The organism is Vibrio ichthyoenteri ATCC 700023 (genome assembly GCF_000222605.1).
Classification (GTDB): Bacteria; Pseudomonadota; Gammaproteobacteria; order Enterobacterales; family Vibrionaceae; genus Vibrio; species Vibrio ichthyoenteri.
Genome location: NZ_AFWF01000038.1, coordinates 30840 through 45980 on the forward strand (window position 1 = coordinate 30840; position 15141 = coordinate 45980).

The following is a 15141-nucleotide window of genomic DNA, read 5'->3' on the forward strand; positions in this document are numbered from 1 at the left end:
AAGTTACGATGCGAGCGTAGCAGAGTTAATAAACCATCATTGCGAATCAGTTAAGCTTTTGATGCTGTAGACAGCAAGGTTCCCGCACCGATAAACACCCCTCCGGTAATACGATTAAACAGTTTCGCTCTACCCTTTGCAAACAACCAATTAGACGATTTAGCGCCCAACTTGGCATAAACCGCGAGCCATGAAAATTCCATCAGCATAAAAGTAGCAGTGAAAATCAGATATTGAGCCAGTAACGGCGCGGTCGGATCAATAAACTGAGGGAACAATGCGGTAAAAAACAAAATCGCTTTAGGGTTACTGCTACCAACGATGAAACCGGAAAAGAAATGCTTCAAAGGTGCTTGAACAGAATCTGAGGCATCCTCTTGCAGTTGGTACTCGCGCTCTTTAGAAGCAAACGCCTTGATACCCAGATAAATCAAGTACGCAGCGCCTGTATACTTAATAATATTAAACGTGAGTTCAGATGACGCGATAATTAAACCAAGGCCTGTGAACGACAAGGTTAAGATAATCGTAATCGCCACTAAACTGCCCAACGCGGTATAGATACCAATGCGAAAACCATGTGTTACTCCTTTGGTCATACAGAGTAATGAACTTGGCCCGGGAGATGCTGTTAAAATGAGGATCGCAACAAAATATAATGCCCATGTATCTAAGCTCATGACTGAACTGACGATAAATAGGCTGTCAATAAACTCTGACGATGATGGCATAACTCTCTCCCTGTTAGTCTTTGCATTACTTCCTGTGATGCCCTTTCAATTCAACAAATTCTAAATCGTTTGTCCATAGGCCATTGGTCTAAAGACGCCATACGATAAGTATGGTGGGTAACGCTTTGAAAAGCAGCAATCGTTACTTTTCCCTGAGGCCACAACCACCGAAGTTTTGATCTAGATATATTCCAGCCATAAAAAAACCGAGCCTTAGGCTCGGTTCTTATTTACGCTTAGAGATTACTCTTCAGAGTCATCTTCTGCTGCATCATCAACTGAATCACTTGCTTCAATATCTGTTGCTTGTGGCGCTGTTTCCGATGTCGCTGCTACTGCAACTTCACCCTCTTCACCTTCAAGCAATTCAGATTCTTCAACTTCATCAATACGTTGCAGACCAACTACGTTTTCATCAGTTGCTGTACGGATTAGAGTCACACCTTGGGTATTTCGGCCTACTTGGCTTACTTCCGCAACGCGCGTACGAACAAGCGTACCTGCGTCAGTGATCATCATCATCTCATCGCCTTCTTCTACTTGAACAGCGCCAACTACAGGGCCGTTACGTTCAGAAACTTTGATAGAGACAACACCTTGAGTCGCACGACCTTTGGTTGGGTACTCAGCAAGCTCAGTACGCTTACCGTAACCATTTTGTGTCACTGTTAGGATGTCACCTTCATTTGAAGGAACAATCAGAGACACAACTTGGTCATCACCCGCCAAACGCATGCCACGCACGCCTGATGCTGTACGGCCCATGGCGCGTACTTTATCTTCGCTAAAGCGAACAACTTTACCCGCTTTAGAGAACAGCATGATGTCGCTTTGACCATCGGTAATGTCAACGCCAATCAAAGAATCATCATCACGTAAATTAACCGCAATTAGACCGTTTGCACGAACGTTAGCGAACTGGTTCAGAGGTGTCTTCTTAACAGTACCGTCACCAGTAGCCATAAAGATGAACTTCTCAGCGCTGAATTCAGACACTGGTAGAATCGCCGTAATACGCTCGCCATCTTCTAGAGGAAGAATGTTAACGATAGGCTTACCACGAGCAGTACGACTTGCTAGAGGCAATTGATATACTTTCAGACGGTACGTCTTACCACGAGTAGAGAAACATAAGATGTTGTCATGAGTGTTAGCAACAAGCAGACGCTCGATGTAATCCTCTTCTTTCATCTTAGTTGCACTCTTACCTTTACCACCACGACGCTGAGCTTCGTAGTCGCTTAGGATTTGGTACTTAACGTAACCTTCGTGAGAAAGCGTTACCACAACATCTTCACGAGCAATAAGCTCTTCCATGTCGATATCATGACTTGCCGCAGTGATTTCTGTACGACGAGCATCGCCGTAAGCTTCACGTACTAACTCAAGCTCTTCACGAATCACTTCCATCAAACGCTCAGTGCTTGCAAGGATATGCATTAGCTCAGCGATTTCTTCTAGTAGTGCTTTGTACTCGTCTAAAATCTTCTCGTGCTCTAAACCGGTTAGACGGTGTAGGCGAAGTTCTAGAATAGCTTGCGCTTGGGTTTCAGTGAGGAAGTATTGACCGTCACGGATACCGTATTCTGGCTCTAACCAATCTGGACGTGCAGCATCGTTGCCGGCACTTTCAAGCATTGCTGCAACGTTACCAAGATCCCAACCACGTGCAATTAGGCCCGCTTTCGCTTCTGCTGGTGTTGCTGCATTACGAATCAGCTCGATGATTTCATCGATATTCGCTAGTGCAAGAGCAAGTGCTTCTAGGATATGAGCGCGTTCGCGTGCTTTCTTCAATTCAAAGATAGTACGACGAGTTACAACTTCACGACGGTGATCGACAAAGCACTTCAACATTTCTTTTAAGTTGAATAGCTTAGGCTGGCCGTGATCCAACGCAACCATGTTGATACCGAAAGTCGTTTGCAGCTGAGTTTGTGCGTATAGGTTGTTTAGAACCACTTCGCCCACTGCATCACGCTTACATTCAATAACAATACGCATACCATCTTTATCAGATTCGTCGCGCAGTGCACTGATGCCTTCAACTTTCTTATCTTTAACAAGCTCTGCGATTTTTTCAATCAAGCGAGCTTTGTTCACTTGGTACGGAATTTCGCTGACAATAATGGTTTCGCGACCATTTTTCTCAGTTTCAATCTCCGCTTTTGAACGCATGTAGATCTTACCACGGCCCGTTTTATAAGCATCGATGATGCCTTTACGGCCACTGATAAGTGCAGCTGTTGGGAAGTCTGGGCCTGGGATGTAATCCATCAGCTCATCAATCGTGATGTCTTCGTTATTGATGTAAGCCAAACAGCCGTCAATCACTTCCGTCAGGTTATGCGGAGGAATGTTTGTTGCCATACCTACTGCGATACCGGATGAACCGTTTACCAATAGGTTAGGAATTTTTGTCGGTAGAACCGCTGGGATCTGTTCAGTGCCATCATAGTTAGGTACGAAATCAACGGTCTCTTTATCAAGATCCGTCAACAACTCACCGGCGATTTTTGACATACGAACTTCGGTGTAACGCATTGCCGCTGCTGAATCGCCATCGACTGAACCAAAGTTGCCTTGACCGTCAACTAGCATATAGCGTAGTGAGAACGGCTGCGCCATACGAACAATCGATTCGTATACTGCACTATCACCATGTGGGTGATATTTACCGATTACGTCGCCAACAACACGGGCAGATTTTTTATATGGTTTATTCCAATCGTTGCCTAGTACATTCATCGCGAATAGAACGCGGCGGTGTACTGGTTTTAGGCCATCACGCACATCAGGAAGAGCACGACCGACGATAACTGACATCGCGTAGTCGAGGTATGAACCTCTAAGCTCATCTTCAATGTTTACGGGCGTGATCTCTTTAGCTAAATCGCTCATAGAGCCATTATCCCTCTATTTTCAGATCGTAAATACGATTCGTGTAAGGTGCAAAAATATAACATATAAATCGTCACTTCGGCATCACTTTCCCTCTCCTTTTATCAGGTTGTGAGCTTTGTTGTGATTCAACTGTCGAGAATTTGCACACAGTGCATATATCCTGCTGATTAGTGGTTATATTTTCAGCAATATTCGAGAAAACTCGCTTTGCCTATGGAGAGCGAACATTTTGTCGCTATAATGCCAAGCGAAGTTTGCCAAATAGATAGATGGATTATGACAAAAACACAAAACGTAGATCCGAGCGAGATCAAAAAGTTTGAAGAGATGGCGTCACGCTGGTGGGATTTAGAAGGTGAATTCAAACCTCTACACCAAATCAACCCGTTGCGTTTGAATTATGTAATGGAATGTGCTGATGGTCTATTTGGTAAGAAGGTTCTTGATGTGGGTTGCGGTGGTGGCATCCTTGCAGAAAGCATGGCGCGTGAAGGCGCTATCGTAACCGGCTTAGATATGGGCAAAGAGCCGCTTGAAGTTGCACGACTGCATGCACTTGAAACAGGCACTAAGCTGGATTACATCCGTAGCACGATTGAAGACCACGCGGTTGAGCATGCAGGCACTTATGATGTAGTGACTTGTATGGAGATGCTAGAACACGTTCCTGACCCATTATCGGTTATTCGTTCATGTGCTGCACTGGTTAAACCCGATGGTCATGTTTTCTTCTCTACCCTCAATCGCAACATTAAATCGTATTTGTTTGCGATTGTCGGCGCTGAGAAACTACTGAAAATTGTTCCAGATGGCACTCACGACCATGAAAAATTCATTCGCCCTTCAGAAATGATCAAAATGATCGATCAAACCGATCTTATTGAATTGGGCATCACAGGCCTGCATTACAACCCACTGACTGGGCGTTACAAGCTCGGCCAAAATGTTGATGTCAATTACATCGTCCATACGCGGAAAACAGGCGCCTGACGAACGATTGACCAATTTGAGGCGGCCGCACAAAATGTCCGCCTTTTTTGAGTAATTTTGCATATTTTTCGTGCGACCGATTCCACTTTGTACAGCAGTAAAATCACTTTCATTTTTTCTCGAAGATCAAGATATTTATTTTTGTTTAAGGTTAAGATTAAACCGATTCAAAAACAGTATTTTTCTACCGTCAAATCCCACCTAATTTCATGAGTTAGTATCCACTTACTGTTTTTTTTGATTTTGTCAGTTATCCACAAGTCATCCAAGATCTTCAACTTGAAAAGAAGTGTCAATAGCACTATCTTGTAACCCGCAGACAAGATTACCCCTATATCTTGTGTTTGCACTACAATATATAGATAGATTTTGCTCGCAAAGCCGAACACGATTTTACAACAACTACACGAAAATTCGGCTTTAATCAGTTTTGTTAGGGAAAAGAATCAGAATGAACCAACAACTCACCGTCACCAAGCGCGATGGCCGCAAAGAAAACATTGATCTAGAGAAACTTCACCGTGTTATTACATGGGCAGCAGAAGGCCTAGATAACGTTTCAGTTTCACAGGTAGAACTGAAAGCTCACATTCAGTTTTATGACGGCATCACGACATCTGACATTCACGAGACCATCATTAAGTCTGCAGCCGACTTAATCTCTGAAGAAACGCCAGACTATCAATACTTAGCCGCTCGTCTTGCCGTATTCCACCTACGTAAAAAAGCGTATGGTCAATATGAGCCACCAGCGTTATTCGACCATGTTTCTCGTCTTGTCGATATGGGCAAGTACGATAGCCACATTCTAGAAGATTACACCAAAGCAGAACTTGATGAGCTTGGCGCTTACCTTCAGCACACTCGCGATCTTGACTTTTCATACGCGGCGGTAAAACAGCTCGAAGGCAAATACTTCGTGCAAAACCGTGTATCTGGCGAAATCTATGAAAGTGCGCAGTTCCTTTATATCTTGGTGTCTGCTTGTTTGTTCGCTAACTACCCTAAAGAAACTCGTCTTGACTACGTTAAGCGTTTCTACGATGCGACTTCAACATTCAAAATTTCTTTACCTACACCGATCATGTCTGGTGTACGTACCCCTACTCGTCAGTTCAGCTCATGTGTTCTTATCGAGTGTGGTGATAGCCTAGATTCAATCAACGCAACGGCAAGCTCAATTGTTCGTTACGTTTCTCAACGTGCTGGTATTGGTATCAACGCGGGTCGTATTCGTGCGCTCGGTTCTGAAATCCGTGGCGGTGAAGCGTTCCATACCGGTTGTATCCCGTTCTACAAATACTTCCAAACAGCGGTTAAATGCTGTTCTCAAGGTGGTGTTCGTGGTGGCGCGGCAACTGTGTTCTACCCAATGTGGCACGGTGAAGCTCGTTCTTTAATGATTCTAAAGAACAACCGTGGCGTTGAAGAGAACCGTGTTCGTCATATGGACTACGGTGTACAACTGAACAAGCTGATGTACCAACGCCTAGTTCAAGGTGGCAACATCACACTATTCTCGCCATCTGATGTTCCAGGCCTATACGATGCGTTCTTCGAAAACCAAGCGGAATTCGAGCGTCTATACGTCCAGTACGAAAATGATCCAGCGATCAAAAAAGAGAGCGTAAAAGCGATCGAAATGTTCTCTTTGCTAATGCAAGAGCGCGCTTCGACCGGTCGTATCTATATTCAAAACGTTGACCACTGTAATACTCACAGTCCGTTTGATTCTGAAGTCGCACCAATTCGCCAATCAAACCTATGTTTAGAGATTGCACTGCCAACCAAACCTTTGGTTAACGTAGAAGACGACTCTGGTGAAATCGCGCTTTGTACACTGTCTGCATTTAACCTAGGTGCGATTAATGGGCTTGATGATCTTGAAGAATTGTCTGAGCTTGTTGTTCGCGCTTTAGATGCACTACTTGATTACCAAGATTACCCGCTACCAGCGGCTTACAAATCAACCATGAACCGTCGTACTTTGGGTGTGGGCGTTATCAACTACGCATACTACCTAGCGAAGAATGGTGTGAAATACTCAGACGGCAGCGCGAACGGTCTAACTCACCGTACGTTTGAAGCGATTCAATACTATCTATTGAAAGCATCTGTTGGCTTAGCGAAAGAACAAGGCAAGTGCCCGCTGTTTGACGAAACAAACTATGCGAAAGGTCTATTGCCTATCGACACTTATAAGAAAGATATCGATCTTATTTGTGATGAAGCACTGCACTACGATTGGGATGAACTGCGCCAAGAGATCATGACTCACGGTTTACGTAACTCTACCCTAACTGCGCTAATGCCATCTGAGACCTCTTCTCAGATCTCAAACGCGACCAACGGTATTGAGCCTCCACGTGGCTATGTTTCGGTAAAAGCCTCAAAAGACGGTATTTTGAAGCAGGTTGTGCCTGATTTCGTTAACCTGAAAAACAACTACGAGCTACTTTGGAACATCGGTTCAAACGATGGCTACTTGCACCTAGTGGGTATTATGCAAAAATTCGTTGACCAAGCGATTTCGGCTAACACTAACTACGACCCAAGCCGTTTTGAAAGCGGTAAAGTGCCGATGACTAAGTTGCTGCAAGATTTGCTGACCGCGTACAAATATGGCGTAAAAACGCTTTACTACCATAACACTCGCGATGGCGCGAAAGACGATCAGAAAGATGCAGTACAACCTGTAGAAGAAGATTGTGAAGGCGGCGGCTGTAAGATCTAATCTTACCCAGCAATGCAATAGAACATTTATTTTAACGAACATATGCCCCTTGAAATTCGAGGGGCTTAAAAGGAATTGAGGCATCATGGCTTACAGTACTTTTAACCATACAAAAAATGACCAACTAAAAGAACCAATGTTCCTTGGTCAATCAGTGAACGTTGCACGTTACGACCAACAAAAATTTGAAATTTTCGAAAAACTGATCGAAAAACAACTTCTTTCTTCTGGCGCCCAGAAGAAGTTGACGTATCAAGCGATCGTATTGACTACAACAAGTTACCTGACCATGAAAAACACATTTTCATCTCAAACTTGAAGTACCAAACACTGCTAGATTCAATCCAAGGCCGTAGCCCGAACGTTGCCCTACTTCCTCTGGTATCACTACCAGAGCTAGAAACGTGGATTGAAACATGGTCGTTCTCTGAAACGATTCACTCGCGTTCATACACCCATATCATCCGTAATATTGTCAACGATCCAGGCATCATCTTTGATGATATCGTGGAGAATGAACACATTCTAAAGCGCGCAAAAGACATTGCTCGTTACTACGATGACCTGATTGAAATGACTAACGATTACCACCGTTACGGCGAAGGTACTCATCAAATCAACGGCGAAGAAGTAAAAATCAGCAAGTACGAGCTGAAGAAGAAACTTTACGTTTGCTTGATGTCAGTGAATGCACTAGAAGCGATTCGTTTCTATGTTAGCTTCGCCTGTTCATTTGCTTTTGCTGAGCGTGAGCTAATGGAAGGTAATGCAAAAATCATCAAGCTAATCGCTCGTGATGAAGCGCTGCACCTTACCGGTACTCAACACATGATCAATATCTTGCGCAATGGTCAAGATGATTTCTCATTCATGCAAGTAGCTGAAGAATGTAAGCAAGAATGTTTTGACTTGTTTAAAGAAGCGGCTGAGCAAGAAAAAGAGTGGGCAGAATACCTATTCAAAGACGGTTCAATGATCGGTTTGAACAAAGACATTCTATGCCAATACGTTGAGTACATCACTAACGTGCGCATGAATGCTGTTGGTTTACCAACCGCTTACCCTGAAGCAACATCGAACCCAATTCCATGGATTAACGCTTGGTTGTCTTCAGATAACGTACAAGTAGCCCCACAAGAAGCTGAAATCTCATCTTACCTTGTCGGTCAAATTGAAAGCGATGCGAAAGCAGACGACTTTAAGGACTTCGAACTTTAATGGCTAGAGTCAAAATCAACGGACTGCATACCATCACCACCAATCCATCGAGTACATTATTGGAAACGATGGAAGCGGCTGGAATGGAAGTCGAATACAACTGCCGAGATGGCCACTGTGGCGCTTGTCGTTGCAAGCTGAGCTCTGGAGAAGTTGAATACGTTGGTTTTGCGATGGCGTATACACAAGCGGATGAAATATTGCCCTGTGTAACGCGAGCGAAAAGTGATCTGACCTTAGAAGAGGTCAGTTACAAACTTAAAGAGAAACGAGCTTAGCCTCTTTCCTGTTTGTGTCAGTTAACAATAAGGCCAGCAAATGCTGGCCTTGTTTTATTCTATATCGGCGTTTTATTCTATATCGACACCGAGCAGAAGCTGATCCGCAGTACACATTGATATTGCTTTGCCTGCAACCTCTCGCCCACCATCATCAAACAAAGAGAGGCGAAAGCCCATACCTTGCTGACGCTCATCCTCTTCAGGAGCACGGCGCCAAATTGAATGAACATCGTAATTTTTACGACTAAACGCCTCACCCAAAACTACTTTCTGACTTGCGACTTGATACCACACTAAGATCTTCGACTGTTGATACATGCCACCCTCCTTGTGCATTCCGGCAGAAGAACCTTCAGTTTAAGATCATATTGATTTTTTGCATGTCACAATAACGAGAATTATTTAATTATCATTAAAATTCAAAACTTTAAGCCTTAGAAGATTTTCTTCTAAGCCCTGCTAAACTGGTGTAATTAAGTCAGGCTATTCGCCGAGGATCGCGCTAAAAACCCCAGTCAAAGCACTCTGTGGGATATACATTTCTTTTTCTCTGGTCATCGAACTGTATTGCGCAAAAATCGTTTTACTCGACAAATAGCGTCGCAACATATCGGCCGCAATAGTGGTGATCAATAGCGCTTGATCATCTCGATTATAAACACGATTAAATGACAAGGTTTGCCCCCACTCGCCCTCCGGAGTTGCCAAAGCCAAAGTGAACGTTTTGTCGATCAGTTGCCCTGTCACAATGGCAATGTCGGTGGCACATTTGTCTTTGGTCGCACCAGCCAGCGCTAGCGTTTCTGCCAAAACATCGCTCTCATTACCACCCACCGCCACTTGACCGCCGAGCACCCAACCATGGCCACAATAGTCTGCCGCTTTTTCATGTGAATGCAGCCACGTTGCTAAGCGACCGTGAGTTGACCGTTCCGCGATCGAGATAGAGAATTTTTTATCACTAATCAGGTTACCGACATGGGCCTGCATCGGTTCATCAACGCTGACAACACTGCCGTCGATAAGCTTAAATATCAATTGCATCAACTTGAGACGTGTATCTAGCTCACCTTTAGGCCCAAAGAGCTTAACTTCGATAAACGGCAAATATGAGCGATAGCCAAGGCTATATCCAGCCGGTAGCTGAACTTTATCAAGCTTATCAGATAACGCTGATTCAGACGTTCCTAAGGTATAAAGACGACTGCAATCAAGACCTATTACGCCATGATGATGCTGTTTCATGTCTGGCAATATCTGCTCTAACACCATGCGCTTAAATTCACTTGGCACACCGGGTGTAAAATAGAAGTCACAGTCGTTGATGCGCATTTTAAAGCCACACGCAGTACCAATTGGATTGTCTAGAAATGTCGCCCCTACAGGCAGCATAGCTTGCTTGCGATTACTTTCTGGCATCGCCATACCGCGGGAAGCAAAAAATGCTTCTAAGCGTTCGAGCCATTGTGGATACAGCTCAAGATCGACCTCAGCGGCAATTGCCGCCGCTTCCGTGCTTACATCATCACTGGTTGGCCCTAAACCGCCATTAACAACAACAATATCGCTGTTAAAACTCAGCATCAGCAATTCTTCCGCCAAAGACCCTAGCGTATCGCCGATTGTCGAGCGCTTTGTCAATGCGAAACCTTTTTGGAAAAACTGCTCAGACAGCCAAGCCGCATTGGTATCGACGATATCGCCGTGTAATACCTCTTCGCCGGTGCTTAGCATCGCTATTTTTAACATGACTTTCCTTAAAATAAGAAAATTTAACAACTATTTATTTATCTTCTGACAAAAAAGCACTATTTTGATTACGGTATCGTCCCGTAAACATTTCGCTAATTTATTGTTTCTATGTGCGCGAAACTATTAGATAATTGTGACAATGATCACTAACTATATTATATGGAGTCATTAGGTGCTAAATAAAACCGTCGGTGCTTTGATGTTATCGCTTTCAGCTTGTGCCAATGCCAATGACACAAATGGGCACTATGAGTTTTCATATACCGTAGACTCTCAAGTTAATGAACATCTTTATATCAATAGCTATGGTTATTCTCAACCTACAGATGCGTTTTCATTAAGCTACGATGATTCACAATTAGATTTGAGTGATCCTGAGTTACCCAAATATCTACAAGTCTCAGATCAACGTGACTGGCAATATCTCAAAGAACAAACCTATACCGTACTCGGATTAAGTGTCGTGACCGTAGGTTTGATGACCATGCTACCTGAATCAATCACAAAATGGGATGAGGAAGATCGCGACATCGCCAACCTTGGTAAAAAATGGTCTGATAACGTCAGTGCGGGACCAGTATGGGATCGCGACGAACACGTACTGAACTATGTCATGCACCCCTATTTTGGTGGTGTCTATTACACCGCAGCACGACATGCCGGCTTCAATGAGTTCGATTCATTCCTCTACTCGGCTTTCCTCTCAACTTTTTTCTGGGAATATGGCGTAGAAGCCTTTGCCGAAGTGCCATCTTGGCAAGATCTGTTTATTACCCCATTCTTTGGCGCGGTTGTCGGCGAATTAATGTTTGAAACCGAACAAGATATTGTTGCCTCAGGTGGTGAAGTACTCGGCTCTGAAACCATGGGTGATGTAACACTATTTTTCCTCAATCCAGTAGGTCATATCCATGGCTGGGTATCCGGAGCTTGGGGTGGTAGTGCTGACTTCCAATTTAGCAGCAAGCCTTGGTTTGGTAATCAAGACGCCGCTAAGTTTGCGCTAGATGCAGGCGCTAACTACGATAGTCAATTTTACGGCATGAAGCTTAAAGTCACGTTTTAATCGGCCTGCCTAAACAATAGCTTTCTTTTCAAGCGGTTCTGCGAACCGCTTTTTTTGTGCTTGAGATTTGATATTAACAACCTCGGTCGCGAATTAGGGCAAAAAATTGACCTAAATCAAACCTTACCGCGCTTTGGCTTCTACACTGAATATATCGGCAATACGTGCTCATCAACATTTCATCCAACGTATTGTTCCCTGCTCCGTCATGCATTTAGGAGGCAAAGTATGAATACTACTTTCATTGCAAACTTCGTTGGTAAAGCGACGCCAGCAACCATCAAACAGCTCGCAGCTGTCACTCATGAAAATGGCGGCAAGTGGCTAATAAGCAAAGTCAACTTTATTGAAGAGCAAGTCGCTGCTGTGATTAAAGTCGAACTGCCTACTGAAAATGCAAAAGTGGTTCAAGATGCTTTTAAACAGCAGCCCAACCTACTTGTCGAAATTGTTGAAGCTGACAGCTCAAAACACAATGTCGATCGTATTTACCAACTTAGATTGGATGCGAATGACCGCGCAGGCATTGTTAACGAAATCACCCATGTTCTCGATGGACAAGGTATCAATATCCTCGATATGGATTGCCAGCGTGTCTTTATTGCGGGTGGCGGTGGTATCAGTTCGAGCTTATTTACTTCAACCATCGCACTTAGATTACCAAGCGATATAGAAATTGATGATGTAGCGAAAGAACTCGAATCATTAAGTGAAGATACTCGAGTTATCATCGACAGTTAATCAGGTACTGAGCATAAAAAAGCCCGCACTAAAGTGCGGGCTTTGGCATTATTGAATCGTCCACTGACTCAATGTTCGTTTAAAATCAGCGTAATCAAACTCATTAATTTTTTCGACCTCGCCATTACTACGCTGACAATACACCGCTGGCATACGTAGACCGTTAAACCAATTTAATTTCACCATGGTGTAACCTGCACTATCTAAGATATGCAAGCGCTGGCCAATCTCTAATGGCTCATCAAAGTTGGCGACACAGAATTGGTCCCCTGCTAAGCATGAACAAGAACCAATAATATATTCATAGGCACCATGTTCAGACGCTTCAAGCAATGAAGCTGGCTCATTATAGATAAGGGTGTCTAAGCGATGAGCTTCGGTTGCCGAATCTACAATCGCAGTTTTCTTGCCATTATCAACAATGTCCACCACGGTCACCACCAAATCGGTTGTTTGGGTAATGATCGCTTCGCCCGGCTCCAAATAGAGTTGCACACCATGTTTGGCTGAGAACGATTTCAATGCCAAGGCTAACTTGTCGATATCATAGCCTGGCCATGTGAAGAACACCCCACCGCCTAAGCTAACCCAGTCCAACTTATCTAAATACGTACCGAAATTAAGTGAGATTGCGTCTAAAAGAGCGATAAAAGCATCAACATCTTTGTTCTCACAGTTCATGTGGAACATCACACCATTGATTGAATCAAACACCGCGGGATCAATATGATCTGTTTGTACGCCTAACCTTGAAAATTGACGCGCTGGATTCGCCAAGTCTTGCCCTGCATAGCTCACCCCTGGATTTAAGCGAAGCCCTAATGAGGCTTTGCCTTCAACCAGATGACGATAAGCCGCTAATTGTGATTGCGAATTAAAAATCATCTTATCGCAAATATCGGCCACTTCACGCACGTCATCTTCACTGTACCCCACGCTATAAGCGTGGGTTTCACCACCAAAGGTTTCATAACCAAGTTTTACTTCGTATGGGCCTGAGCTGGTTGTCCCATCAAGGTAGGGTTTAATGATGTCAAACACCCCCCACGTGGAGAAACATTTTAGTGCGAGTACCAGCTTCACACCTGACGCTTCTTTTAGGCGCTTCGCTTTTTCTAGGTTTTCTATCAACTTATCTTCACTGATCATGAAGTAAGGTGTTTTAAATTCGTTCTGCTGCATATAAACCTTTCTCGCCTTCTGTCATGAAGGCGCTATATGTGACGTTGATTATTCCAGAGCTGCCGTCTAAATCTCGCGCCCTAAAATCACGCTCGTGCCTAGCGGCACGGGATGACCAATACCATAAAGATATTCGACCTAAACACCGTCGTCATTCCAGATTGTGCCCCAAGCACAAGTCAGGAATCTTCGCCCCTAAAGGCAAGATCCCGTATCACGCTCGTGCTTCGCTGCACGAGATGACCAATGTGGCAACATGCCCTCTGCTCACAAGAGCAACATCAACACTTATTTCAGCGTGTGAATCTCAGGCTGACCCGGTTCTAACTCTTGCACACCCCACGTCAAACCAATTGATGGCATGGTTTCAAGGAACGGATCAGGATCAAGCTGTTCCATATTAAACACGCCAGCGTCTGCCCACTCACCACGGAAGTATTGCAGCGCAGCAGTGATGGCAGGTACGCCAGTGGTATAAGCGATCGCTTGATGCTCAACGTCTGCATAAGCCACTTCATGATCAGCATTATTGTAGATAAACACACTGCGTTCTTTGCCATCTTTACGCCCTTGAACCCAAGTGCCAATACAAGTTAAACCTTTATATCCTGGCGCTAAAGAGGTCGGGTCTGGCAACAGAGCCTTCAATACATGTAGCGGCTGAACAACCGTACCATCATGCAAAGTCAATGGTTCTGGGCTCAAAAGGCCTATATCGCGCATACAGTTGAAATAGTTAAGGTATCGGTCACCAAATCCCATCCAAAATTCAATGCGCTTAGCAGGAATGAACTCTTTCATCGAGCGAACTTCGTCGTGTGCCATCGAGTAAACTTTGTGTGTACCGCAGTGCGGAAAGTCAAACTCAAGCATGCGCGAATGACATGGCACTTGCTTCCATTCTTCATTCTCCCAGTAAAAAGAATCCCCCTGAATTTCCAACATATTGGTTTCCGGATCAAAGTTGGTCGCAAACTTTTTGCCATGGTCGCCGGCATTAACATCCATAACATCGATGGTGTCGATTTCATCGAATAAATGCTTCACCGCATAAGCGGCAAACACAGAGACAACACCCGGATCAAAACCCGCACCAAGAATACCGGTGATGCCTGCTTGGGCAAATTTTTCACGATAATCCCATTGCCAATCGTAAGCTTGAGGCACTTGCTGCCCTTCACTACACAAATCAACCGCCACAGAAGTATCAAGATAAGAGACCTTAGCTTGTAGACACGCTTCCATGATTGCCATATTCACCCAAGGAGGTCCGGCGTTAATCACTAAATCAGGCTTTACGTCTTTGATCAGTGCAACCAATGCCGTCACATCATCGGCATTAACCGCACGGGCTTGCAGTGTCTTCGCTGGATCTTTGCGATTATTCTTTTTCTCAATAGATGCTATGATTTTTTCACATTTTTCTACCGTACGAGAAGCGATGGTGATATCACCGAGCACATCGTTATTTTGTGCCGCTTTGTGTGCAACAACCCAACCAACGCCACCAGCTCCAATTTGTAAAATAGCCATTGTTTTCCA

General features: G+C 44.3%; 11 protein-coding genes and 1 pseudogene. 6 read left to right on the plus strand and 6 right to left on the minus strand.

Features of this window, described 5'->3' with window-relative positions; genetic code table 11:
* Positions 1-50: 50 nt before the first annotated feature.
* Together RH85_RS04120 and gyrA are read right to left on the minus strand one after the other, a co-directional pair.
* Positions 51-680, minus strand: a complete 630-nt coding sequence (locus RH85_RS04120) for a LysE family translocator (protein ID WP_039948552.1) — start codon at positions 678-680, stop codon at positions 51-53.
* A gap of 294 nt (positions 681-974) precedes the next feature.
* Positions 975-3632: a DNA topoisomerase (ATP-hydrolyzing) subunit A gene (gyrA, locus tag RH85_RS04125; protein WP_006710939.1), complete on the minus strand. Its 2658-nt coding sequence runs from the start codon at positions 3630-3632 to the stop codon at positions 975-977.
* 279 nt (positions 3633-3911) lie between these two features.
* On the opposite strand from gyrA, the gene ubiG reads away from it, so the two are divergent.
* From ubiG to yfaE, 4 genes and pseudogenes are all read left to right on the plus strand, one after another.
* The gene (gene ubiG / locus RH85_RS04130) at positions 3912-4625 is read left to right on the plus strand and encodes a bifunctional 2-polyprenyl-6-hydroxyphenol methylase/3-demethylubiquinol 3-O-methyltransferase UbiG (RefSeq protein ID WP_006710940.1); all 714 of its coding nucleotides are present in this window, start codon (positions 3912-3914) and stop codon (positions 4623-4625) included.
* A 451-nt stretch (positions 4626-5076) separates the two neighbouring features.
* Complete coding sequence (gene nrdA, locus RH85_RS04140; protein WP_006710942.1) at positions 5077-7359, plus strand: class 1a ribonucleoside-diphosphate reductase subunit alpha; 2283 nt, start codon at positions 5077-5079, stop codon at positions 7357-7359.
* Positions 7360-7444: 85 nt separating this feature from the next.
* Positions 7445-8577 (plus strand): annotated as a pseudogene (nrdB, locus tag RH85_RS04145) (class Ia ribonucleoside-diphosphate reductase subunit beta).
* The gene (gene yfaE / locus RH85_RS04150; protein WP_006710943.1) at positions 8577-8855 is read left to right on the plus strand and encodes a class I ribonucleotide reductase maintenance protein YfaE; all 279 of its coding nucleotides are present in this window, start codon (positions 8577-8579) and stop codon (positions 8853-8855) included. The pseudogene nrdB and the gene yfaE overlap by 1 nt, the downstream one beginning before the upstream one ends.
* Before the next feature lie 72 nt (positions 8856-8927).
* Here the strand turns inward: yfaE and RH85_RS04155 are convergent, their stop codons facing one another.
* Positions 8928-9176, minus strand: coding sequence for a hypothetical protein (locus tag RH85_RS04155; protein ID WP_006710944.1), 249 nt, complete (start codon positions 9174-9176; stop codon positions 8928-8930).
* A 165-nt stretch (positions 9177-9341) separates the two neighbouring features.
* Positions 9342-10607 carry a CinA family nicotinamide mononucleotide deamidase-related protein gene (locus tag RH85_RS04160; protein ID WP_006710945.1) on the minus strand — a complete coding sequence of 422 codons (1266 nt, stop codon included), beginning with the start codon at positions 10605-10607 and terminating at the stop codon, positions 9342-9344.
* Between the two features lie 175 nt (positions 10608-10782).
* Here RH85_RS04160 and RH85_RS04165 point away from each other — a divergent pair, with 175 nt between their 5' ends.
* Complete coding sequence (locus RH85_RS04165; RefSeq protein WP_006710946.1) at positions 10783-11676, plus strand: DUF3943 domain-containing protein; 894 nt, start codon at positions 10783-10785, stop codon at positions 11674-11676.
* Positions 11677-11904: 228 nt separating this feature from the next.
* Complete coding sequence (locus RH85_RS04170; protein WP_006710947.1) at positions 11905-12417, plus strand: glycine cleavage system transcriptional repressor; 513 nt, start codon at positions 11905-11907, stop codon at positions 12415-12417.
* Between the two features lie 48 nt (positions 12418-12465).
* On the opposite strand, the gene nspC is transcribed toward RH85_RS04170, so the two are convergent.
* Entirely contained in the window at positions 12466-13599 is a 1134-nt protein-coding gene (gene nspC / locus RH85_RS04175) for a carboxynorspermidine decarboxylase (protein WP_006710948.1), read from the minus strand.
* 288 nt (positions 13600-13887) lie between these two features.
* Complete coding sequence (locus RH85_RS04180) at positions 13888-15132, minus strand: carboxynorspermidine synthase (RefSeq protein ID WP_006710949.1); 1245 nt, start codon at positions 15130-15132, stop codon at positions 13888-13890.
* Between the last annotated feature and the right edge of the window lie 9 nt (positions 15133-15141).